Consider the following 18,758-nt stretch of genomic DNA (forward strand, 5'->3'; position numbering starts at 1 on the left):
GTTTAGTGAACAATAAATTTTTGTACGCCTATATTCAGTGCATGGCCATCAAAAAGTTTGATGATATAAGTTCCTCCTTTGAGGTTTTTTACATTTATTTGGGATACATCCCTAAATGATTTTCCTTTTAATATTATTCTCCCGGCTACATCATAAATATAATAGTGTACCGGCTTTGCCGTATTATTTTTTACTTCTGCATTAATATATTCTGTTGCGGGGTTGGGATATAATCGAACCAGTTTTTTTACATTTAATATTGCTGTTGTAGGGTCGTTCAACGAAAGTGTTGCGCCGGTATATTTATAAACTAAAATGGAACCATGGTTAAGCAAAATGTTTGTATTGCCCGATGTAGGGCCCGATGTGCGGCCAATACTATCTGTAAGCAAATAAAAGGTAAGCCCATCGCTGCCAATGGCAATATCCCTGTAGCGGTTTTCTTCTCTAAAATATCGTGCTGTATCTGCGCCATTGCTTAGTTGTACAAAACTACTTCCATCTGCACCCAATTTTAACCGGAAAACGGTTCCTTCTTTTAGCGTAGTCATGAGTAAAGAATTTTGCCAGCCTGGAATTTTTGAATCAAAGCCATAGTAAGCTATTGCAGATGGGGCCACCGTAGGGTTTTGCAGCCATGTGCAGGGAATAGTGGTGCTTGCCGGTGTAAAAAAGGTATGCAGAGGCACTTGTGAATTGGGCAAAATAGTATCTGTTTCATTCATTACAATTGCAGCAGGTGGCGGAGTAGAACATTCAGGCTCCGAGCCGGGAGAGGGCAATGCATTACAATTGGCAGCCGATGACCAGTTTTTATACTGATATATTTTATCATCGGGCAGGCCGCTCCAGTATGGCCAGCCATAATTTTTACCGGCAATAATTTCATTTACTTCATCATCTGTTGCAGGGCCGTTTTCGGCTTCATATAATTTTGCACCTAAATAATTTTGTTGAAAACCGTCTTTTGCAAAGGTTAATCCAACGGGGTTCCTGTGCCCAAATGAATAAATATGGCTTTTAATGCCTTTAATAGTTGGGTTGTCAGTTGGGATGCTGCCATTTAAATTTATTCTTAAAACTTTGCCCTGGTAAGCCATATAATTTTGTGCGGTAAGTTCGGCTGCTGTGGGTACATCCTGTGAAAGGATGGGATTGCACCTGTTACCAAATTGATTGGCTCCTAAATCTCCTACAGCATAATAAAGTTTATTATCAGGTCCTGTAATCAGCCTTCCCGTGCTGTGGTCATCACCTGCCGGCAAACCTTGTATGATAAGGGTTTCATTGCCAGCCGGGTTGATAATAGTATTGTTTTTTACTTTATAGCGTACAATCCTGCACCTTGTTCCTCCGCCAAAATTATAGGCATAAGCAACAAAAAACGAATCTACTAATGGATAGTTGGGGTGCAAAGTAAGGCCCATCATTCCATTCTGTTTAATTGATCCTGCAGATGAAGTAAACTTTACAAAATTTCTGATATCAAGTATAATCCTTCTTTTTCCACTTACAGGGTCAACCTTCATAACACGCCCTCGCCTTTCACTAATCCATAAAGAGTCATCGGGCCCGTATACAATGGCAAAGGGGTGCATGAGATAATACCTGTCGCCGCTATTTTCAGGCGTTTGGTTTAAAACCTGTTTAACAGAAAACTGCTCGCCCTGTGAAAATGAGCTTTTGTAAAAAACGATAAAAACTACAATAAAAAATAAACGGTATTTAATCAAAATATGGTGGTTCATCAGGTATAATTACTTAGGTAATACACGAATTAAAATTACCGGGAAAGCCTTTAAATATACATTTCTTTATAATAACGCCGGAGGGCCTGTTAAAATTATTTGGATCAAACAATATTATTCAAATTATAAAATATAATCAGTTCAAATACGTTTTTAAAACAGTTATTCTTCTGTCCATATCAATCCATCTCAATGTTAACTAAAAAAATGAGTATGCGAAAAACTCTACACAAATGTATACTGCTTTTTGCAAGTATATTTTTTTTGCCCTTGTTCCTTAAGGCGCAGGGTGGCCGGGTTGATGTGGGTAAAAGCTTTTTAAACATCAGCAAGCTCAACGGTGGCGGTACTTTTAACCCAGGAGATACCATTGAAATAAGGGTTACTGTGGCGGTAAAAACGCAGGGCAGCAGAACCATAATTGACAGCTTGCAGGTATTTGACCAGGTACCGTTAAAAACAACTTATATTATCGGTTCTATGAGGGTAACCACCAATGAAGGCATAAGATATAAAGGCCCTTTTACCGAAGTGCAGGATGCCGACTGGGGAAAAAACCTGGGTGGAAATATTACCATCAACCTTGGCGTTTATGCCAATGGCATTAGAGGTGGAAGGTTGCGATCCGATTCAAGCAGGCCGAGCTTTTATGGCAGCCATTGCATAATGGTGGCTTGTTACCGGGTAAGAATAAATCCTATGACTCCCTACGGGGATAGTATTGTTTTTAATATAGGATCGGTAAGGTATAGGATGCTTTCGCCAACCAATTCGGTAACTGTAGTTAGTTTCCCCGTAAGTAAAATAAAATTGATACAGGCCTCTAATGCTTGTGAGTTTGGCTCTAATATGAGTGCAGCATCAGATTCTGCAGGCACATTTGCCAGCGGCACTACAGCAAACAGGCTAGCACCCGTATTATTTGGTACTACCTATATTAAACAGAATGTTTCTACTAACCAGCCCAATGACTATTATTATGCAATTGTAAATAATAGCAGTGCAAATGGTTCAACAAATGTAAATGCGCCCATGCCTGAATCGCCGGCAACACGAAGGGTTTTTGGGCTTTGGGATATTGGAGGAGACCATACGGGTGCCAGCAACCAATCCCAGGGAAACCCACCGGTAGCTCCAGGTATGAGAGGTGGTTATTTTGTGTTGGTAAATGCAAGTTATATTACTGATATTGCCTACCAGGAAACCTTAAATAACCTTTGCCCTAATACGTATTATGAATTTAGCGCCTGGTATAGAAATGTGTGCCCAAGGTGCAGTTGTGATAGTAATGGCCGTGGATCCAGTGCTGTTGGTTTTATACCTGCTCCGGGAAACGACTCCTCCGGAGTAAGGCCCAACTTAAGTTTTGAAATAGATGGATTTATTTGTTATACCACAGGAGATATAAGGTACGACAGGGTTAAGCCCTGGAAAAAATTCGGTTTTACTTTTCTTACCCGTGGCGCACAAAACATGGCCAACTTTTTAATTAGAAATAATTCTCCCGGAGGTGGTGGCAACGACTGGGCAATAGATGATATAAAAGTGGCCCATTGCGGCCCTAGGCTTAGCATGAATATTACGCCTACTTATCTGGGATGCAGGGAAGCCACAAATATTATTTCCCTTTCCGACACTATTCGCCACATGTACAATTCTTATGTTTATTATCAATGGCAGGTAAGTAATGTTGGTGGTACGGTGTGGAGTAATCTTTTTGGTCCTGGAACTTCAGGCGTGGGCACTCCTACACTTGTTGGAGGTTACTATCAATACATCACCAATTTGCCACCATTTATTGCCACTTATGCCGATAGCGGAAAGTATTACCGGGTGATTGTGGGCACTACTGCGGCCAATTTAAACTCTGCAAGCTGTGCCTATACCGATGGTAGCGCCACCATGCTCCAAATTATAACCTGTGGCGTTGTGCTTAAAGGTAATTTTTTACAATTCAGGGGAAATTTGAATAATAACGGCAATGCTTTTTTAAACTGGAATACACAAGGAGAAGAAGACCTGGCCCATTATGAAGTAGAAAGCAGCGAGGATGGGATTAGTTATCGAAGTATAGGTATTTTACCGGCAAAAAATATGCCTTTAGTTTCTTATAATTTTACCGACCCCGAAACCTTTACGGGCAATAAATATTATCGTTTAAAAATGGTTGGAAATGATGTGCGTACATTTAAATACAGCCATGCAGTGCTGTTGGGAAAATCTTTTCAAACCAAAGTAAAGCTGGTGGAAAACCCATTTTCAACACGAATAAAACTGGATGCAATTGTACCAGCCGATGTACAAATACGCTTATTCCTTTTTGATGAAAAAGGAAGAAAACTGAAAGAAAATTTAAGCAATCTTAAAAAAGGGTTAAACCAAATTTATTTCGATAACCTGGAAGGTATTGTACCCGGAATTTACATCCTTTCGGCAGAAATGCCCAATGAAAACTTTAGGTTTAAAGTAGTAAAAAAATAATTTTTTTTTAAAAAAATTGAGAGTTGAGGAAGCAAAATGCTTCCTCTATTTTTTTTGCTGGCAAATTTCTATCAAAACGCTATTGGTATTTTTAGGATGCAGGAAACAAACCAGTTTATTGTCGGCCCCGTTTTTAGGCTCATTACTTAATAAAATAAATCCCTCTTTTTTTAACCTTTCTATTTCGGTATAAATATCCTCTACTTCAAAGGCAATATGGTGTATACCTTCGCCTTTTTTTTGAATAAACTTTGCAATTACTCCATCTTCGGTTTGGCTTTCTAAAAGTTCAATTTTTGTTTCGCCCACCTGCAAAAAAGCTGTCGCTACCTTTTCGCTTTCAACTATTTCTGTTTTATAACAGCTTGTTTGCAATAGTTTTTCGAATAAAGAAACAGAAGCAGAAAGATCCTTCACTGCAATGCCTATATGTTCTGTTTTTAGCATATAATAAAAAATTAGCGGTTTACGATATTGGTAAAATAGCAGCCCGGTACCTGGTTCTTCATGTGCAAAATAGGGGCTTTTTAGTAACTTTGTTGTATAATATTTAAAGAACAAACAGTATAATGTTGAAACTACCTATTTATTTAGACAATAATGCAACAACCCCAATGGACCCACGGGTTTTGGAAGCAATGACTCCTTATTTTTTAGAGCATTTTGGAAATGCCGCAAGCCGTAATCACCCTTTTGGATGGGAAGCCGAAGAAGCCATTGATTATGCAAGGGGACAGGTATCCAAATTAATTGGCGCCGATCCTAAAGAAATAATTTTTACCTCAGGTGCAACCGAGGCAGATAACTTAGCCATTAAAGGCGTATTTGAAATGTATGCTTCTAAAGGCAACCATATTATAACGGCTACTACTGAGCACAAAGCGGTATTGGATACCTGCAAGCATATTGAAAAACTGGGAGGCGAAGTTACTTATTTACCTGTAAATGCCGAAGGCCTTATAGATTTAAAAGAACTGGAAGCAGCCATTAAGCCTACTACAATTTTAGTGGCTATCATGTATGCCAATAACGAAATTGGCACAATACAGCCGGTAAAAGAAATAAGTGCAATTGCCAAAAAGAAAGGCGTTCTTTTCTTTACAGATGCTACACAGGCAGTGGGTAAAATACCTGTAGATGTAATAAAAGACGGAATAGACATCATGTCTTTTTCTGCACATAAAATGTATGGTCCCAAGGGTGTGGGCGCTTTATATGTACGCCGCAAAAACCCAAGGGTAAAAGTAACGGCGCAAATTGATGGTGGTGGCCACGAAAGAGGAATGCGTAGCGGCACTTTAAATGTACCCGGAATTGTGGGTTTTGGTAAAGCCTGTGAACTCTGCCAGTTGGAAATGGAAGAAGAAACAAAACGCATCATTAAATTAAGAGATAAGTTAGAAACAGAATTGATGAAACTGGAAGAGGCTTATGTAAACGGCAGCAGAGAACACCGCTTGCCGCATGTGGCCAACATATCGTTTAAATATGTAGAAGGCGAAGGATTAATGATGGGCTTTAATAAAAATATTGCGCTGAGTTCAGGTTCTGCTTGTACTTCAGCTTCGCTGGAACCCAGCTATGTTTTAAAAGCCCTGGGTCTTGGTGATGATTTGGCACATAGTTCGCTGCGTTTTGGGTTGGGAAGGTTTACCACAGAAGATCAAATTGATTATACGGTAAAAGCCATTTCGGAAACAGTTTTAAAACTCAGGGAAATGAGCCCACTTTGGGAAATGTATAAAGATGGTATAGACCTTAACACTATAGAATGGGCGGCACACTAAAATTTAATTAATGTACAAGAATTTCAAAATTTAAAATAATAACATCATGGCATACTCAGATAAAGTTATTGACCACTACCAGAATCCCAAAAACGTGGGCACGCTGGATAAAGCCGCAAAAAATGTAGGCACGGGACTTGTAGGTGCACCTGAATGTGGAGACGTTATGCGCTTGCAAATACAGGTAGATGAAAAAACAGGCACCATTACCGATGCTAAATTTAAAACCTTTGGTTGCGGTTCTGCCATTGCTTCTTCATCGCTGGCTACAGAATGGCTCAAAGGCAAATCGGTAGATGATGCCTTGAAAATAGACAATATGGAAATTGTGGAAGAACTGGCTTTACCGCCGGTAAAAATCCACTGCTCTGTTTTGGCAGAAGATGCTATTAAAGCTGCCATTAATGACTACAGAATAAAAAACGGCATGGAAGCCATTAAATTTGAAGAAAGCGTTGTACATTAATACCATTTACCCATGGCATTGGATTTAGGAACTGATAACGGGATATACATCAGCGATAAGGCAAAATCAAAAGTGGTGCAACTGATGAACGATGCCGGCGTTGCCGGTAAGCCCGATTATTTTTTGCGGGTTGGCGTTGTGGGTGGCGGTTGCAGTGGCCTTAGTTATAAACTCGATTTTGATACGGAAGTAAAACCAATGGACCAGGTTTTTGAAGATAAAGGAATAAAGATTGTTACCGATTTAAAAAGTTTTCTTTACCTGGTAAATACCGAACTGGAATTTAGCGATGGCTTAAACGGCAAAGGTTTTTATTTTAATAACCCCAATGCCAGCCGTAGCTGCGGATGTGGTGAGAGTTTTGCCGTTTAATTTTTAAATACATTTTATTATAAATCCTGCACAGCATGCAGGATTTTTTTTATGGATTTTTAGTTTGGCTTTTTTTATAATTAAGGTCACTAAACGGCGTAAGCCGGTTTTGAATAAGCCTGTTATTGTATTGCTGTATATATGCCTTTAGTGTTTTTTCCATTGATGCTACCTGCCCGGGATTTTTGCTAACAAGGTTATTATTAAACAACCGGTCGGTTTTATACTGGTAAAGCCCGCTTGATTTTTTCCCGTCAAACAGCAGTAAATAATCATTTTCAATCCAGCGGTAGTTGCCGGTAAAAGTCACAGAAAAATTTTTTCTGTTTTTGTCAAAAACGCTTTCTCCAAATGCAAAATAGGGCTTGCTGTAATGCAGGTAAGAAAGTATGGAAGGCATAATGTCTATTTGAGAAACCACAGCCTGCTTTACCCCGGCGATGCTGCTGTCTCCGGGGGCATAAAACAAAATGGGTATGGCTACTTCGCCCCAGGGATTTAAATATTCTGGGTGATAACAAACGGTAGCATGATCGGCCGTAATTACAAAAAGAGTATTTTTAAACCAACTGGTTTTTTTTGTTTTTTCAAAAAACTGCCGAAGAGCATAATCGGTATATCCAATACATTCCAGTACAGGTAATGGCCCTTTTTTAAATTTCCCAGTATATTTTTCCGGTATTTTAAAAGGATGGTGAGAGGATACGGAAAATATGGCGCTGAAAAAAGGCTCCCTGAAACTGCTTAATTTATTTGCAAAAAATTTAAAGAAAGGTTCATCCCAAATTCCCCAGGTGCCGTCAAAATCGGCGTCATTATTATACTCTGTTTTGCCAAAATAATTTTCAATACCCAATAAATTTACTATTGCTTTAAAGCCCATTGAACCATTGGGCCCGCCATGAAAAAAGGAAGCATGGTATCCTTCCTCTTTTAGTATTTGAGGAAGCCCCTGTACGCTGTCGGATGCATATGGTGTGAGTACAAAAGGGTTATGGCCATTAGGTATAGAAGCCAAAATGGAAGGAATGGCATCAATAGATTTTCTTCCATTGGCAAATGAATTTTCATAAACCAGGCTGTGTTGCATTAGCGAATCAATAAACGGTGTATAACCTTTATAAGAGCCGCCATCCAAATCTTTATTATATCCGCCTATTGCTTCTTTGCCAAAACTTTCTAAAATAAAAATTACAATATTTTTTTTTAGTAGGGTTTGTATGGTATCCGTTTGTGGAATATGGATGGGAGAAAATATTTGCTCCACTGCTGCGTCGGAATAATAATGTAATTCCTCCAGCTTTTTTACATTCCAGGTACGCACCATACAAAATGGGGTGTTCAGCACCAGGTATATTTCGTTGGGAGATTTTACATATTCCCCGGCATTGCTAATGGTAATGGGCCTTGTGCTGTATTTAAAATCACCCCTTATGCCGCCAATTGCTAAAGTAACGCCAATGATAAATGTAATTATAGAGGTAAGGTAAAAACTAACTTTATTTAATGAAGCTTCCCTTTGTTTTATTTTTATTAGGTTGTATAGCCAAACCATTAAAAAAATAAAGGCAATAAAAATTACAACCACATACCAAAAATCAATAATAAAACTTTCAAACAAGCCGGTTTTATTGGTTTCATTGGCAAATTCACTAAACACACTCCTTGTAGTTCTGCGTAAAGTAAAGCGGTAATAAATAAAATCAATGCAGTTTAAAGCAATGGCTATGCCATTGAAAGTAAAAAAAATGTATTTTAATATTTTTTGGGAAGCACCGCTCACCCTTGCAGGAAAAGGCAATAAGCTGAGTATCAAAAACAGGCTATTGAAATAAAACATTGCTGCAATGTCAAATACAAGGCCGCCTTTACTAATAGTAAGCCATCGTTCGGCAGTAATGCCGGTAAATAAATTGCGGTTTAATAAAAAAAAAGCTATACGGCACATAAAGAAAATAAACAAAACAATAAACATCCTGTACAACAATACCCAATAATAAATACCCTTTTTTAAAATGAGGAAAAAATTCATTTCCGAATTTAAATTAGTAATGGGTAAAGATAACAGATTATGGTTACTCAGTGGTTTAAGCCACTGGCAAACCGGTGGCGCTTATTGCTAATAGGAATTTTAAGGTAAAGAAAGTGGGATCACATTTTTTTGCTGTATTGCTGATATAAAAAATCCCTCCGTTTTGGAGGGATGTATGGTACAAAATTCAATTATTGTTTCTTTGTGCGTATTTTATAATTATTTTCTTTACTGGCTTTTTGCATCCTGTTTTTATCTTCATTGCTCATGGTTTCCGCATCGGCCATTTGGGTAGAATAGCTTACGGTTACGGCTTCCAGCTTTTTTAATTCGGGTGATTGGGAAACATACTTTGCATTTGATTTAAGAAAGTTGTTGTTGTTATTGGTGATCATTCTGGCTTTATTGTAATTGCCTTCGTCTGTTGCGGCAAGTGCCTTTTCCATATTTTCATTTGCCTGGTTGAGAATGGCCTGCTGTATCACTTTTTCATTAAAAGTATTGGAGTAAATTTCATAAGAAGGCATTGGGTGAAGTATGTTCTCGTTTTCCAGCGTTACCATTTCTTTGTTTTCGGCTTTTGTAAACTGGAGCGTAGAAATAAATTTTAAATTAGCATAAGTATTGTCATCTATTTTGCAATAGAGCATAATGCCTTTGCTATCGTTGGCAAAAAGATCCCTGAGGAAAAATTGTAATTCATCTCCCTTTACCGTGTACTTAGAATTGTAAATTTTTTGTACAGTAACACCCTGGGGAATTTTTACTTTCAACACGGTATTTTGTGCAGCAACATTCATTAATCCGTTTAATTCTTTGCTAAAAATGCCGGCAAGCTTATCAGGTGATTCAATAAAGTAGTAATTGCCTGCGCCTGTTTCGGCCATATCGGTCATGAGGGTTTCGTTGTAGTTAAGGCCAATGCCAAAAGTAGATAGCGTGATGCCGTCTTTGTCTTTGTGTTGCTGCACTTTGAGTGCAATGGCTTTTTGGTCGGTAAGGCCCGCATTGGCAAGGCCATCGCTCAGTAAAAGTACCCTGTTGATATAGTTTTGTTTATAATTGGTTTTAACCTGTTCATATCCTTTTTCGGTACCGCCCCAAAGATTGGTGCTTCCCCCGGGAAAAATACTGTTGATTTTTTTCTTAAGCGAAGCCTTATCTATTGCTAATACCGGCGCCTGTAATAGTTCTACTGCATGGTCGTAAATTACTAGGCTTACATAATCATTACTTTGCAACTGGTCTATTACATAGGAAGCTGCGTTTTTTGCATATTTTATTTTATCGCCACTCATGGAGCCGCTCCTGTCTATAACTATTGAGAGGTTGAGTGGAACTTTTGTGGCATTATCGTTTATAAATTCACCTACATGGGTATCAATATATAAAAAAGCATGGCGGTTGATGGTATCGGTTCTGTAATAATCATTATCCAATGCCGAACTAAAACTAACGGGGTTGGATTTTTTAGTAACGGTTAACCCTTTATAGCCACTAACATTTGTGGGAATTATGGGTACAAGGGAATCATTTAACCAGCCTGTAATTACCGGCGCCTTAGTTTGCAGCGCAGTGGCAGAGGGCTTTTTTTCATTAATTGTTTTTAAGGCAGCAAATCCCATAATAGCTATGGCTGCGCCAATGATAATAGATTTATACATAACAGTCATTTTTGTACCATGATGCCAAAACAGCCCCGGTTACATAAATGCATGTTCTCAAAAAAATGTTAAAGCAAACGGGTGAAAATGAAAAAATCCCCCGAAAAATAACGGGGGACACAGTTGGTTTGGGTAAACAAACAGGTATTTGAACCTTTAAATCATTGGTAAACTATGTTCAAATAGTTTGCTGCCGGTTGGCCGCTAACGTAACTTTGACAAAATATTTGATCTTTTTGCTGCTTCATGGGTATTTTTTTGTTTGTATTAAAGCCTTGTTCGCCTGTTAAATAGTAAATTGCACGCAATTTTTAACTATGTGGAGCCTCTGTAAAAAAGATTTTAACCAGTTTTTCAGCAGCCTTACGGGCTATATTGCCATTATATTGTTTTTACTGATTTGTGGTATTTTTTTATTTGTACTTAAAGACAGTAATATTTTTGATTACGGCTATGCCACAGCCGATAAGCTTTTTGAACTGGCTCCATGGGTTTTGGTTTTTCTTGTGCCGGCCATTGGCATGAAACTTTTTTCAGAAGAATTTAAGACCGGAACCTTTGAAATTTTAAAAACAAAACCACTAAGTACCTGGCAAATTGTAATGGGAAAATATATCTCCATTTTACTAGTATTACTCATGGTAATTGTACCTACGTTAATTTATATCGTCAGCATAAAATCGCTGAGTACATCTGGCAATATTGACAGTGGTGGAATATTGGGAAGTTATACAGGCCTGTATTTGCTGGGCGCTGTTTTTGCCGCCATAAGCCTTTGTTGCAGCAGTTATTCCGGCAATGCCGTTGTGGCTTTTTTAATTAGCGTTTTTGCCTGCCTTATTTTATATTTTGGGTTCGGCGGCATTAGCAAATTACCAGTTTTTAGCGGCAATGCCGATTACTATATTGAAATGCTGGGTATAGATTTTCATTATAAAAGCATCAGCCGTGGCGTGTTGGATAGCAGGGATATTATTTATTTTGCCAGCATCATTTTTCTCTTTTTATTTATTACTGTAAAAAATATCCGGAATAAATAAAACTACCATTAAGCGCCCTTCATGATTAAAAAACTCATTAATAGTAAACTTTGGTTGCCGGTAGTTTTAATTTTACTGGCTGGCATCAATTGGGCTGCTTCGGTTTGGCATACCCGTATGGACCTTACCAACGAAAACCGCTTTACCCTTAGCAATGCAACGGTAAAACTTTTGCAAAAATTAAAAGATCCGGTTACCGTAGAGGTTTTTTTAAAAGGGAATTATCCCAGTGGGTTTAGGAAACTCAGCGCAGCTACCAATGATATTTTGATGGAATTTAAAGAAGTGGCCGGCAATAAAATACAATACACATTTATTTCTCCCAACGAAACCATGCCGGGTACCGATGTAAAATACGGCGATACACTTACGGGCATAGGCTTGTTCCCCATAAACCTTACATCGCAGGTAGAGCAGGGGCAGCAGCAACAGTTTGTGTATCCTTTTGCCATGGTTCATTTTAAAGACAAATCTTTGCCCATAACCCTTTACCAGGGAAAAACACCGTTAATATATTTTCAGGATCTGAGTAGCGCAGAGGCAATGCTGGAATATAATATCATAAATGCCATTTCTAAAGTTACGCAGGCCCATAAGCCAATGCTGGCTTATGCCATGGGAAATGGAGAACCCAACGATATGCGTATTTATGATTTAATGGAAAATTATTTAAAGGCCCACTATAATTTGCAGGCTTGTAACCTGGCAAGCGACCCCTTTATTCCCGAAGAATTTGCAGTGTTGCTTGTGGTAAAACCTACCCTGCCATTTACTGAAGAAGAAAAGCTAAAGCTGGACCAATATGTAATGAACGGGGGAAAAATTTTGTGGTTTATTGACAGGCTCGATGCAGAAATGGATAGCCTCCAAATAAAAAATGAAGTGGTTGCTTATGACAGGAACCTGCAGCTGAACGACCTGTTTTTTAAATATGGTGTTCGCCAAAATGCCGATTTGATTATGGACCTGCAATGCGATTATTTGCCTTTTGATGTAAACGGTAACGGCCAGTTTGAATATTTACCGTGGAATTATTTTCCGGTGTTTGAAGGCAATAACAACCATCCCATAAACAAAAACCTGGGATTTGTAACAGGCCGGTTTGTGAATTCAATAGATACGGTAGCTGCCGAAGGAATTACCAAAACAGTTTTACTGGCTTCGTCTGCCCATTCAAGAACTATTGCAACACCTGCATTAATCAGCGGTAAAGAAAATGTAAATGCACCCGAAGACGCAAAATTTAATAAAGCCCATATTCCTGTAGCCGTATTGCTCGAAGGCAAATTTACTTCATTATACCGCAACAGGGTATCGCAGGCAATGAGCGATAGCATGGCAAAATATAACCTGCAGTTTTTACCACAAAATGTTTCGGGCAACAAAATGATTGTAGTGGCCGATGGCGATATGGTATTGAATTCTGTATTTAAAAACAACCCATTGCCCATGGGCGCCAACCCGTTTACTTATGGTACCCAGCGGGACATACCGTTTGCCAATGGAAATTTTTTGGAAAATTGCCTGGAGTACCTGGTAAATGAAAATAATTTAATGGAAGCAAAATCCAAAGAGTATGTTGTACGGCTGCTGGATACTAAAAAAGTAAAACAGCAAAAATCTAAACTGCAGCTCATTAATATTGTAGTTCCCGTATTAATGGTTGTTTTGTTTGCCTTGCTCTTTGGATGGTTGCGAAAAAGAAGATATGCTCAATAAAAAATGTAATACCGAAGATTAAATTATGGACAAAATCCAACTTACCTATATCGTTTTTACCTGTGTAATTTTTTTGGCCTTATTATTTGACCTTGGCCTGCTGAGTAAAAAAAACAAAGAAATTTCCCTGGAGAAAGCATTGCTGCAAACTGCTTTTTGGGTATTGCTGTCTTTTGCATTTTGTGGATTTATTTGGTACGAAAATATTGGTGGCAACGGGCAGGAAGATGCTATACAATATATATCGGCCTATTTACTGGAGTGGTCTTTAAGTATTGATAACATTTTTGTTTTCGTTATCATCTTTACTTATTTTAAGGTAAAGCCCGAAAACTATTCCAGGATATTGTTGTTGGGTATATTAATGGCTATAGTTTTTCGAATTGTATTTATTGCCTTGGGTAGCGAGTTAGTGGCAAGATTTGGATGGATAATGTTTGTATTTGGTGTGTTTTTGGTATTTACGGGAGTTAAAATGTTTAGCAAGGCAGATGAAGAAGAGTTTAACCCTTCCGATAACTGGGCCTACCGGATAATAAAAAGATTTTTACGCACCACAGATGAAGAACCCAATGGCAGGCTTACCATTACCAGGCAGGGTAAAACTTATTTTACATCACTTTTTATTGTAGTAATTATGCTTGGGCTTATTGATATTGTATTTGCCATAGATTCCATTCCGGCTGTTTTTTCTATCATTCCCGATCCCAGCAAAAAAATGCTCATCTATTCTTCAAATATTTTTGCGGTACTGGGGCTCAGGAGTTTGTTTTTCCTGTTGCGTGGCGCAGCAGGTAAATTTGATTTTTTGCAGCAGGGTATTGGTGTAGTGCTGCTGTTTATAGGTGTAAAAATGCTATTGCCTTTGCTCAAATATGCCGGTATTGATGAAGAAAAACTGCACCTGCCGGTTTGGGTTTCACTTGTAGTGATTGTTTCCTGTATTTTAATTTCAATTTTATATTCTATTTACCATAAGCGCAGGGGTATTGAAGAAGATAATGCCAATAAAAATTTGTAAATTGTTCAGGTGGCATATCCATTACATAAAATTGCAAATATTATATATGCCGAAACCGCAGGGCAACTGCCTTCGGTAGAAATTTCACGGCTATTAACCGACAGCCGGAAATTGATATATCCCAACAAAACATTGTTTTTTGCTTTATCCGGCGCAGCCAATAACGGTATGTTTTTTATAGAAGAACTGTATCAAAACGGTGTGCGGGCATTTGTGGTAAACAAATCATTTGCTGCCGAAGCCAATTATACAGGCGCCTTTTTTTTAATAGTGGAAGATGTAATGGCTGCTTTGCAGCAATTGGCAAGCTATCACAGGTTGCAGTTTAATATTCCGGTAATTGGTATTACAGGCAGTAATGGAAAAACCATTGTAAAAGAATGGTTGAACCATGTATTATCTCCAGAATATGATATTGTACGCAGCCCCAAAAGTTACAACTCACAGGTAGGCGTGCCATTGAGTGTATGGCAAATAAACAGCCATAATACACTGGGTATTTTTGAGGCCGGAATTTCTTTGCCTGGCGAAATGGAAAAACTGGAAAAAATCATTCAGCCTACCCTTGGTATTTTTACTTTTATTGGCGAAGCTCATGCCGAAGGGTTTGAAAGCATGCAGCAAAAAGCAGAAGAAAAAATTAAGCTTTTTAAAAATTGCGGCCTGCTCATTTATTGCGAAGATGAAGAAGTTGTTTCCAGCGCTGTAAAAAAAATTATTTCGGGTGGTAATAAAGCTTTGCAAACCTTTACCTGGGGAAAAAGCAGCAGGGCTTCGGTTCGGGTTAAAAATATACAACACGACAATACGGTTGCAACCATAAGCATGGTTTATCTAAATCAGCCAATGGGTTTTACTATTCCGTTTACAGATGAAGCATCTATACATAATGCCATTACCTGCTTTTGCGTGTTACTGCATTTTAAAATAGCGCCGGGCTTTATTAAAGAAAGGATGAAAACCCTTCGTGCGGTAGAAATGCGGCTGGAACTAAAACAGGGGATCAATAATTGCGCTATCATAAACGATAGCTATAGTGCAGATATTAATTCCTTTGGTATTGCGCTTGATTTTTTGCAACAGCAGGAACAATATAACCGCAGAACGGTAATTTTAAGCGACCTGTTGCAATCGGGCAGGGAAGCTACTGCACTTTACCGGGAAATAGCCGGGTTGCTTTTATCTAAAAACCTTTTTCGCTTTATTGGTATTGGGCCTCAAATACAAAAAAATGCAAAAGCCTTTTCGGGTATAATCAACAAAAAATTTTATTCCTCTACCGATGAATTTATTGCAAGCCTTCCTGTATTGCAGTTGCACAATGAAACTATATTACTGAAAGGTGCAAGGGTTTTTCAGTTTGAAAAAATAAGCAGGGCGCTGGAGCAAAAGCAGCACGAAACCGTTTTGGAAATCAACCTCAATGCACTAAGGCATAATTATAATGTTTACAAACAACAGTTATTGCCCGGTGTAAGAATGATGGCTATGGTAAAGGCATTTGGCTATGGCGCCGGAAGCTATGAAGTAGCGGCATTGCTGCAACATGCTGGCACAAATTATTTAGGTGTTGCTTATGCCGATGAAGGTGTGGAATTAAGAAAAGAAGGAATTGTATTGCCTGTTATGATAATGAATACAGAAGAAGCCGGGTTTGACCATATTGTAAAATATAACCTGGAGCCTGAAATTTATTCCTTTAAAATATTTCAATCTTTTAAAAATTATTTGCAGCAGCAGCATATCGCATCTTACAAAGTGCATATAAAGCTGGATACCGGCATGAACCGCCTTGGGTTTAAAAAAGAAGATATAGAAAAATTAAAAGATGAAATATTTAATACGCCTCAGTTTCATATCCAATCGGTTTTTTCTCATTTAGTGGCAAGCGAAAACCTGCAAATGGAAGCATTTACTTTTAAGCAGTTTGATGCGTACAATGAAATGGTTGCGGAAATTTCACAGGCTTGTACTTATCCTTTTTTAAAACATTTAGGCAACAGTGCTGCTATTGTAAGGTATAAACCCATGCAATTAGATATGGTGAGGCTGGGTATTGGGTTATATGGTATTGAGGCCAATCCACTACTTCAAAAGCAATTGCTTAATGTTACCACATTAAAAACCAGCATTTCTCAAATACATCATGCAAAGGCCGGGGAAACTGTTGGGTATAACAGGGCAGGTGTTTTAAATAAAGATTCTGTAATTGCAACAGTGCGTATTGGGTATGCAGATGGTTATTTTAGGCAGCTGGGAAATGGAAACGGAAAAATGCTGGTGAATGGAAAACTGGCTCCGGTAATTGGCAATGTTTGTATGGATATGTTAATGCTGGATATTACCGGTATTAATGCCGAAGAAGAAGATACCGTAATTGTATTTGGCGAGGATTTGCCCGTGTCACAAATTGCTCAATGGGCGGGTACAATTCCTTATGAAATATTGTGTGGAGTTTCTCAGCGGGTACGCAGGGTTTATTATGAAGAATAATAAATTTTACTGCAATTTTTTTGATAGCTAATTAACAGCTTTTACAACGGCAATAAAATCCAATCCACTTATCTTTGCCACCTGTTATGAAAAAGATTAATGTAGTTCTGCTTATTGCGCTTATCCTCATTATAGACCAGACATTTAAAATCTATATTAAAACCAATTTTCCCCTCGATTCTACCCGTTATGTGGCCGGCAATTGGTTTCAACTGTATTTTGTAGAAAATCCCGGTATGGCCTATGGCTGGAAGTTTGGCGGAAACTGGGGAAAGATTGCCCTTACATTGTTTAGGATTATTGCCGTGGTTTTTGGTACCTGGTATTTGGGCAGCATCCTTAAAAAAAACTATAACAAAGGGTTTATCATTTGTGCAGCGCTTATTTATGCCGGAGCATTAGGCAACCTTATAGACTCCTGTTTTTATGGCCTTATTTTTGACAAAGGCATGTTGTACAATCCACAACTCAATCACTATATTGGTTATGAAGGAATTGCACAGTTTTCAGCACAGGGTTATGCTGGTTTTTTACATGGCAATGTAGTAGATATGTTATACTTCCCGGTTATTAACGGTCATTTTCCCGATTGGTTCCCGTTTTGGGGTGGAGAAGATTTTGTATTTTTCAGGCCAATATTTAATATTGCAGATGCATCAATAAGTACTGGGGTAATTACAATATTGCTATTTCAAAAGCGTTTCCTAAAGCAGCAAAACCATAAAGAAACAGGCTCAACCGTAGAAACAACTGCAGTAGTAAACGATGAAACACAAGTATTATAATCATAAAAACATATCTTAGCCATAAAATTTAATCAATGAAATTTTTTAAAGCAATATTTTTTTTAGCCCTAGTGGGTACCCTGTATACCAGCTGTCAAAAAGAAACCAGTTACGAAGGTGGCGCAACTTCCATATCAAGTGGCAGTTTAAAATCCGGAGGATCGGGTGATTGCCTGCCCAGCAATGTAAACGGGCTTTATAAAGTAGGCGTAACCTTAAACACTTCTAACTATATAGATGTAACCGTAAATGTAACTACTGCAGGTTCTTATGTTGTAAAATCTGATACGGTAAATGGGATTTATTTTAGGGGGTGTGGGTGTTTTTCAGGCAACGGGCAACCAGGTAATTCGATTAACAGGAGGCGGTAGGCCCACATTGGCCCAGTTGAATGAATTGACCATTAAATATAACGGCAGTATTTGTAAAATTGGTATTAATTCAATTGATGCAACCACTCCCGAAGCAGAATTTCAACTCAATGGCAGCCCTGCAAATTGTACAGGATATACCGTAAATGGCAATTATGTTGCAGGCACTACACTTACGGCAGCCAATACCTTATCATTTATGGTTAATGTAACGGCTCCAGGAACTTATAGCCTTTCAGTACCAAGCGTTAACGGGGTAATATTTACCGGTAGCGGATATTTTGCAGCAATAGGCCCTCAAACGGTTACCTTAAGTGGTTTTGGCACACCCGCCCAACCTGGAATAGTAACTGCAGATGTAGCCACACTAAGCCTTTCTACTAAATGTAGTTTTATATATACTATTATACCTTCGGGCGGTAATTTAAATGCAACATTTACCATGGCTGGTGCTGGAAGTGCCTGTGCCAATTTTTCAACTGCCGGAACTTTTACACCCGGTACGCCAATGAATGGTACCAATACAGCAACTGTAGATGCCATTGTAACCGGAACTGGAATATATACTGTTGCCAGCAATACGGTAAATGGGGTAACTTTTGTGGCATCGGGAAACTTTACACTAACCGGAACCAGGGCTGTTACTTTAACGGCTATTGGTACACCGGCAGCAGCAGGTACATTTACTTTTTCGGTAACCGGTGGCAGCAGCACCTGTACTTTTGATTTAACTTTTAACTAATAGAAATAAAAAAAGGCAGTTAATTTTAACTGCCTTT

15 protein-coding genes are annotated in these 18,758 nt (G+C 38.5%); 11 read left to right on the forward strand and 4 right to left on the reverse strand.

Going from position 1 to position 18,758, the window contains the following annotated elements; all coding sequences use genetic code 11:
• Positions 1-2: 2 nt before the first annotated feature.
• Positions 3-1,748, reverse strand: a complete 1,746-nt coding sequence (locus IPO46_07935) for a PQQ-dependent sugar dehydrogenase (protein QQS62066.1) — start codon at positions 1,746-1,748, stop codon at positions 3-5.
• A 213-nt stretch (positions 1,749-1,961) separates the two neighbouring features.
• Between IPO46_07935 and IPO46_07940 the strand changes: the two genes are divergently transcribed.
• Positions 1,962-4,229 (forward strand): hypothetical protein, encoded by a 2,268-nt coding sequence (locus IPO46_07940; GenBank protein ID QQS62067.1) that lies wholly within the window; start codon positions 1,962-1,964, stop codon positions 4,227-4,229.
• A 45-nt stretch (positions 4,230-4,274) separates the two neighbouring features.
• On the opposite strand, the gene mce is transcribed toward IPO46_07940, so the two are convergent.
• A complete protein-coding gene (gene mce / locus IPO46_07945) occupies positions 4,275-4,676 on the reverse strand; it encodes a methylmalonyl-CoA epimerase (GenBank protein QQS62068.1) in 402 nt (133 codons plus the stop codon).
• A 125-nt stretch (positions 4,677-4,801) separates the two neighbouring features.
• On the opposite strand from mce, the gene IPO46_07950 reads away from it, so the two are divergent.
• Genes IPO46_07950 through IPO46_07960 form a run of 3 tightly spaced genes read left to right on the forward strand, consistent with a single transcriptional unit; the run spans position 4,802 to position 6,854 of the window.
• Positions 4,802-6,016 carry an IscS subfamily cysteine desulfurase gene (locus IPO46_07950; protein QQS64355.1) on the forward strand — a complete coding sequence of 405 codons (1,215 nt, stop codon included), beginning with the start codon at positions 4,802-4,804 and terminating at the stop codon, positions 6,014-6,016.
• A 46-nt stretch (positions 6,017-6,062) separates the two neighbouring features.
• Positions 6,063-6,482 carry a Fe-S cluster assembly scaffold IscU gene (gene iscU / locus IPO46_07955; protein QQS62069.1) on the forward strand — a complete coding sequence of 140 codons (420 nt, stop codon included), beginning with the start codon at positions 6,063-6,065 and terminating at the stop codon, positions 6,480-6,482.
• 12 nt (positions 6,483-6,494) lie between these two features.
• The gene (locus tag IPO46_07960) at positions 6,495-6,854 is read left to right on the forward strand and encodes an iron-sulfur cluster assembly accessory protein (protein QQS62070.1); all 360 of its coding nucleotides are present in this window, start codon (positions 6,495-6,497) and stop codon (positions 6,852-6,854) included.
• A gap of 49 nt (positions 6,855-6,903) precedes the next feature.
• Here IPO46_07960 and IPO46_07965 read toward each other — a convergent pair whose 3' ends face one another.
• Complete coding sequence (locus tag IPO46_07965) at positions 6,904-8,886, reverse strand: sulfatase-like hydrolase/transferase (protein ID QQS62071.1); 1,983 nt, start codon at positions 8,884-8,886, stop codon at positions 6,904-6,906.
• 191 nt (positions 8,887-9,077) lie between these two features.
• The gene (locus IPO46_07970; GenBank protein ID QQS62072.1) at positions 9,078-10,550 is read right to left on the reverse strand and encodes a VWA domain-containing protein; all 1,473 of its coding nucleotides are present in this window, start codon (positions 10,548-10,550) and stop codon (positions 9,078-9,080) included.
• A gap of 317 nt (positions 10,551-10,867) precedes the next feature.
• Here IPO46_07970 and IPO46_07975 point away from each other — a divergent pair, with 317 nt between their 5' ends.
• The 7 genes from IPO46_07975 (at position 10,868) to IPO46_08005 (ending at position 18,721) form a co-directional block, all read left to right on the forward strand.
• Positions 10,868-11,590, forward strand: a complete 723-nt coding sequence (locus tag IPO46_07975) for an ABC transporter permease subunit (GenBank protein QQS62073.1) — start codon at positions 10,868-10,870, stop codon at positions 11,588-11,590.
• Positions 11,591-11,611: 21 nt separating this feature from the next.
• Positions 11,612-13,309: a gliding motility-associated ABC transporter substrate-binding protein GldG gene (gene gldG, locus IPO46_07980; GenBank protein QQS62074.1), complete on the forward strand. Its 1,698-nt coding sequence runs from the start codon at positions 11,612-11,614 to the stop codon at positions 13,307-13,309.
• Between the two features lie 25 nt (positions 13,310-13,334).
• Positions 13,335-14,330 carry a TerC/Alx family metal homeostasis membrane protein gene (locus IPO46_07985; GenBank protein ID QQS62075.1) on the forward strand — a complete coding sequence of 332 codons (996 nt, stop codon included), beginning with the start codon at positions 13,335-13,337 and terminating at the stop codon, positions 14,328-14,330.
• Complete coding sequence (locus IPO46_07990; GenBank protein ID QQS64356.1) at positions 14,331-16,823, forward strand: bifunctional UDP-N-acetylmuramoyl-tripeptide:D-alanyl-D-alanine ligase/alanine racemase; 2,493 nt, start codon at positions 14,331-14,333, stop codon at positions 16,821-16,823.
• A gap of 86 nt (positions 16,824-16,909) precedes the next feature.
• Positions 16,910-17,608 (forward strand): lipoprotein signal peptidase, encoded by a 699-nt coding sequence (locus tag IPO46_07995; GenBank protein ID QQS62076.1) that lies wholly within the window; start codon positions 16,910-16,912, stop codon positions 17,606-17,608.
• 35 nt (positions 17,609-17,643) lie between these two features.
• Positions 17,644-17,979: a hypothetical protein gene (locus IPO46_08000; protein QQS62077.1), complete on the forward strand. Its 336-nt coding sequence runs from the start codon at positions 17,644-17,646 to the stop codon at positions 17,977-17,979.
• Positions 17,903-18,721 (forward strand): hypothetical protein, encoded by an 819-nt coding sequence (locus IPO46_08005; protein QQS62078.1) that lies wholly within the window; start codon positions 17,903-17,905, stop codon positions 18,719-18,721. The genes IPO46_08000 and IPO46_08005 overlap by 77 nt, the downstream gene beginning before the upstream one ends.
• Positions 18,722-18,758: the final 37 nt, after the last annotated feature.

The organism is Chitinophagaceae bacterium, assembly GCA_016699815.1.
Taxonomy (GTDB): domain Bacteria; phylum Bacteroidota; class Bacteroidia; order Chitinophagales; family Chitinophagaceae; genus Ferruginibacter.